This window comes from Catalinimonas alkaloidigena (assembly GCF_900100765.1).
GTDB classification, from domain to species: domain Bacteria; phylum Bacteroidota; class Bacteroidia; order Cytophagales; family Flexibacteraceae; genus Mooreia; species Mooreia alkaloidigena.
On record NZ_FNFO01000027.1, the window covers coordinates 1 to 4,640 of the forward strand.

Consider the following 4,640-nt stretch of genomic DNA (forward strand, 5'->3'; position numbering starts at 1 on the left):
TTCAACCGCTGTCGATACTCCGTGGGAGACATTCCCAATTCCCGACGCACGTAGCGACTGAAAAAGGAGGCGCTGGAGAAGTGGAGTGTATCGGCAATCTCGGTCAGTGTGAGGTGTTTGTTGTTCAGCAGTAGTAGCAAGCGTTGGGTGGTGTAATTCCGAATCCATTCCATCGCCGTCTTGCCACTATTTTTCTTGCAAATCTCGGTCAGGTACTTGGCGGTGATGCACAGCTTCTCGCTGTAGAACTCCACTTCCCGATGTTCCATACAGTGCTCCTGCACCAACTGCAGAAAACGCTCAAACAACGCCCCTCGTTCCTGGAGGTGGCGTCGTTGTTCCATAGCGTGGGCAAAGATGTTCCACATATCGAGCACAAACAGTTGCACCTGCGCATTGAGCACTTCCTGATGGAAACGGTGCTGCGTATGCTCATTTCGCTCATGAAGCGCCTGAAAATGGGTCAGGCAGATGCGCCTGTTGGGTTCGGAGAGCGCGATCACCGGCTGTTGCTGGGAGAACAGGTAGCCCTTGATACCCCAACCAATGTCGGGGTTGTTCTTACTTAGCAAATCGAAGGAAAGCAGTAAGACCGACGCCTTGAAATCGGGAGAGAACAGAAGCCGAGTGACGTTGGCGGCAGGCAACCAGATCACCAGATCATCCGCAGCGATGTGGTACGGCTGACCGGCCATTAGAAACTGACCCGATCCGGCGTGACAAAGAAGGTGCGTGAAGTAATGGTCTCCATACGCTGCTGGCATTCGGTCTGTGTCGAAGCGATCCAGCCAGATCACTTCAGGCAGTTGGGTGTCGGCAGGGCTGCGCATACGTCTTTTGTGGTAGATTATTTTTCAATACTAGCGTATTTCTGCCTTTAGTTTCGGATCAAAGTCCCTAGAAACAGAATTATGTGAAAGTATTCCCGTGAAATCTATCGGATCATTGCCGGAGCGAGTCGGCAATTTTGTGGTATCAATTCACTCCCGTTGCCTACGGATGAACACAAGACCACAACACCACGAACTCAATCGCCGGGATTTTCTCGCCAAATCGACGGTCGCCGGGATGGGCCTCACCCTGGGCGCTTCGCATCTGCTGGCTGCCTCCCCGGCTCACGCGGCCCCGCGTCGTGGCGCTGCGGCTGCATCCTCCCACAACACGCTCGCTTCCTCTTTGGGCAAACGCCGACTCGGTTCGCTGGAAGTCACCGAACTGGGCTTCGGGTGCATGAACATTGCCTGGGCCTACGGGGACCCTCCCCGTCGGGAAGCATCTATTCGGCTCATCCGGCAGGCCTACGAAGAAGGCATCCGCTTTTTTGACACGGCCGAAATCTACGGTCCGCACACGAGCGAAACACTGGTGGGCCAGGCCCTGAAGTCGGTGCGCGACGAGGTGGTCATCGCCAGCAAGGTGGGCTTCGATATCGACTTTGAAACGGGCCAGCTCAACGGCGGACTCAACAGCCGTCCGGCCCATATCAAACAAGCCGTGGACCACATGCTGCGCCGCCTGCAAACCGACCGGATCGATCTGCTGTACCAGCACCGGGTAGACCCTCAGGTGCCGATCGAGGACGTGGCCGGCACCATGGCGGAACTCATTCAGCAGGGAAAAGTGCAACACTACGGCTTATCGGAGGCGGGCGCCGCGACCATCCGCCGCGCTCACGCGGTGCATCCGATCACCGCCATTCAAAACGAGTATTCGTTCTGGACGCGTGACCCGGAAGGGGAAGTCATTCCCGTGTGTGAGGAGCTGGGCATTGGCTTTGTGCCGTGGAGCCCGCTCGGCATGGGCTACCTGACCGGCAAGGTGACGCCCGACTATGCGTTTGCCGCCGGCGATATTCGGAAAACGCTGAACTTCCCCCGCTTCACCGACGAAGCCCTGGCGAAAAACCGCCCGCTGGTCGACTGGTTACAAACGATTGGCACCCGCCACGAAGCCTTACCCGGTCAGGTAGCGCTCGCCTGGTTGATGGCCCAAACCCCCTTTATCGTGCCGATTCCGGGCACACGTAACGTGGCGCACCTGCAGGAAAACCGGGGGGCGGTCGCGGTGAAGTTAACGGCGCAGGACCTTCAGGAACTGGAAACCGGCTTTGCCCGCCTCGGCGTGTTTGGCGACCGGGCTCCCGCGCGTCTGAAAGCCTCTCACGACCTCGGTACCAGCCTGGGAACGTCTTCGAAAGGCACCCACGGCCTCACCCCCTTACCCAACGCGACTCACTAAACCCATGGAAACGTCAACTTCTCACAACCGACGGGAATTTTTGCAACGCAGTGCGCTGCTCACCGCGGGCCTGGCGCTCGGCGGCGCCTCCGTCGGCAGGGCCACTGCTCCCGCACGACCTTCTACTTCGGTCCTGAGTGCCCCCAAGCGCAAAATCGGGACGCTGGACGTCTCGGCCCTGGGACTGGGCTGTATGAGCATGGCGGGCGTTTACAATGCGCCGCAACCCAAAGCGGCCATGGTGAAGCTCATCCGCCAGGCCGTCGAACATGGCCTCACGTTTTTTGATACCGCCGAAGTCTACGGTCCGTTCTATAGTGAAGAGATCGTGGGCGAAGCCCTGGCCCCGTTCAGGAATCAGGTACAGATCGCGTCCAAATTCGGCTTTCGCTTTCAGGGCGATCAAGTGACCGGGAAAGACAGCAGTCCGCCACACCTCCGTCGTGCCGTGGAGGGGATGTTGCAACGCCTCAAGATCGAGACGTTGGATTTGTGCTACCTGCACCGCATGGACCCCAATACGCCCATCGAAGAGATCGCTGGCGCGGTGGGCGACCTGATCCGGGAAGGAAAGGTGCGCAATTTTGGGCTGTCGGAAGTCTCTCCGGACACCCTTCGCCGCGCTCATGCCGTGCAGCCCGTCGCCGCGTTGCAGTCAGAATACTCGATGCTGGAGCGGGTCATGGAACTGGACATGATTCCCCTTTGCGAAGAGTTAGGCATCGCTTTCGTGCCCTGGGGGCCGCTCTGCCGAGGAATGCTGACCGGGCGTTTCGACAAGAACTACGTGCCGGATGCGCAGTACCGCCGGGCCGGGGTACCGTATTTCACCCCGGAAGCGCTGGAAGCCAACCTGAACCTGGTGGACTTGCTAAAGAGGTGGGCCGCTAAGAAAACCTCTACCAGCGTACCCGTCACACCTGCTCAGATTGCCCTGGCGTGGTTACTGGCGCAAACGCCTTTCATCGTGCCCATTCCCGGTACTACCAACCCCGATCATCTTCTGGAAAACATCGGCGCGATGGGCCTCACCTTCACGCCCGCCGAATTGCAGACCCTCCGCACGGAGATCGAGCAGATCCCCACGGTAGGCTTTCGAGCACCCGCCTCCGTTTTTCAGGATCTATAAAAAGCTTCCTCTACAGATGAAACCGATCCTTACGGCCCTTTTCTTTTGTCTGGCGCAGCGTTTCTACGCCCAGGACCTGGCTTCCATCCAGTCGGAACGCAAACCGTTGGTGTTGCAATCGCTGGGTAGTTTTTACCTGGGAGGCGAGAAGCAGCTGCAGAACCCCACCGAGTTGGGCGGCTTTAGCTCGGAAGGTCATGTGACGGTCAACCAAATGTACGTGCAGTACATGGTACCGCAACAGCGTACCGATAGCCTGTCCTTTGTCTTGATTCACGGCATGAATTTGAGTGGCAAAACGTGGGAAACTACCCCGGACGGACGCATGGGCTGGAACGAGTATTTCGTGCGCAAAGGCTACCCGGTCTATGTGGTCGATCAGGTGGGTGCCGGGCGTTCCGGGTTTAACCAGAAGTTCTACAATCTGGTGAGAGCCGAGCAGCTGACCGCAGGTGACCAGGCCGCTTTCCAACGCATTTCCGACGAGAATACGTGGCTCAATTTCCGCTTTGGCCAGACTCCTCAGCAGCCCGTCGCCGCAGCAAAGTACCCCGTCGGGGCGGTGCATGAATTCTCCAAGCAGAGCATTCCGTTTGCGTTGTTCGGGCTGGCCGATCCGAATCCCAATCACGCGGCGCTTTCCACGCTGGCCACCGCGCTCCGCTCAACCGTGCTGGTCAGCCACTCCCAGTCAGGAAGGTTCCCCCTGGAGGCGGCACTTCTCCATCCGGACGGGGTGAAGGCCATGGTAGTGCTGGAGCCCGGTGGTACGGGGGCCGATTTCACCGAGGCACAGCTTCGCGCCCTGGCGTCCATTCCCCTCCTGGTCGTGTTTGGCGACTCCTTAGAGAACGAGACGGGCATCCCGGGCCATTCCTGGAAAGCCTACTACGACGGTTGGAGTGAGGTCGTTCAGCGATTGAAAGCGGTCGGGGGGCAGGCGCGCATGCTCTACCTACCCGACCTGGGCATTCGCGGCAATAGCCACATGCTCATGCAGGATCAAAACCATCAACAGATCGCCGACCTCATTCTGACCTGGCTGGCCGAGAGCCAGCACCACTCACGTAACGCATCCCCTAAAAAATAACCGCATGAAACGCATCTTCAGCCTCATTCTATTCTTCTTACTCTCCACCTTCACGTTTGCACAAACCATGGAACACAAAACGATAGAACAACGCCTCTCCGCCCTCGAAGACAAGCAGGCGATCAAGCATGTCGTGGATGAATTCTCAATTTTAGCCGATACCAAAGAAATCGAGAAGCAGGT

Annotated in this window: 4 protein-coding genes; 3 read left to right on the plus strand and 1 reads right to left on the minus strand. The window is 58.2% G+C overall.

Annotated elements, in window-relative coordinates:
• Window positions 1-830 (minus strand): helix-turn-helix domain-containing protein (locus BLR44_RS28315; RefSeq protein ID WP_089688857.1); only part of this gene is annotated, 830 nt, incomplete at its 3' end.
• Window positions 831-999: 169 nt separating this feature from the next.
• On the opposite strand from BLR44_RS28315, the gene BLR44_RS28320 reads away from it, so the two are divergent.
• Genes BLR44_RS28320 through BLR44_RS28330 form a run of 3 tightly spaced genes read left to right on the plus strand, consistent with a single transcriptional unit; the run spans window position 1,000 to window position 4,457 of the window.
• Complete coding sequence (locus BLR44_RS28320; protein ID WP_089688859.1) at window positions 1,000-2,238, plus strand: aldo/keto reductase; 1,239 nt, start codon at window positions 1,000-1,002, stop codon at window positions 2,236-2,238.
• Between the two features lie 4 nt (window positions 2,239-2,242).
• A complete protein-coding gene (locus tag BLR44_RS28325) occupies window positions 2,243-3,367 on the plus strand; it encodes an aldo/keto reductase (RefSeq protein WP_089688861.1) in 1,125 nt (374 codons plus the stop codon).
• A gap of 16 nt (window positions 3,368-3,383) precedes the next feature.
• Complete coding sequence (locus tag BLR44_RS28330; protein ID WP_089688863.1) at window positions 3,384-4,457, plus strand: alpha/beta hydrolase family protein; 1,074 nt, start codon at window positions 3,384-3,386, stop codon at window positions 4,455-4,457.
• Window positions 4,458-4,640 lie beyond the last annotated feature (183 nt).

Coding starts and splice junctions, on each gene's coding strand:
- BLR44_RS28320 (WP_089688859.1), top strand. CDS start 1,000: ATGAACACAAGACCACAACACCACGAACTCAATCGCCGGGATTTTCTC.
- BLR44_RS28325 (WP_089688861.1), top strand. CDS start 2,243: ATGGAAACGTCAACTTCTCACAACCGACGGGAATTTTTGCAACGCAGT.
- BLR44_RS28330 (WP_089688863.1), top strand. CDS start 3,384: ATGAAACCGATCCTTACGGCCCTTTTCTTTTGTCTGGCGCAGCGTTTC.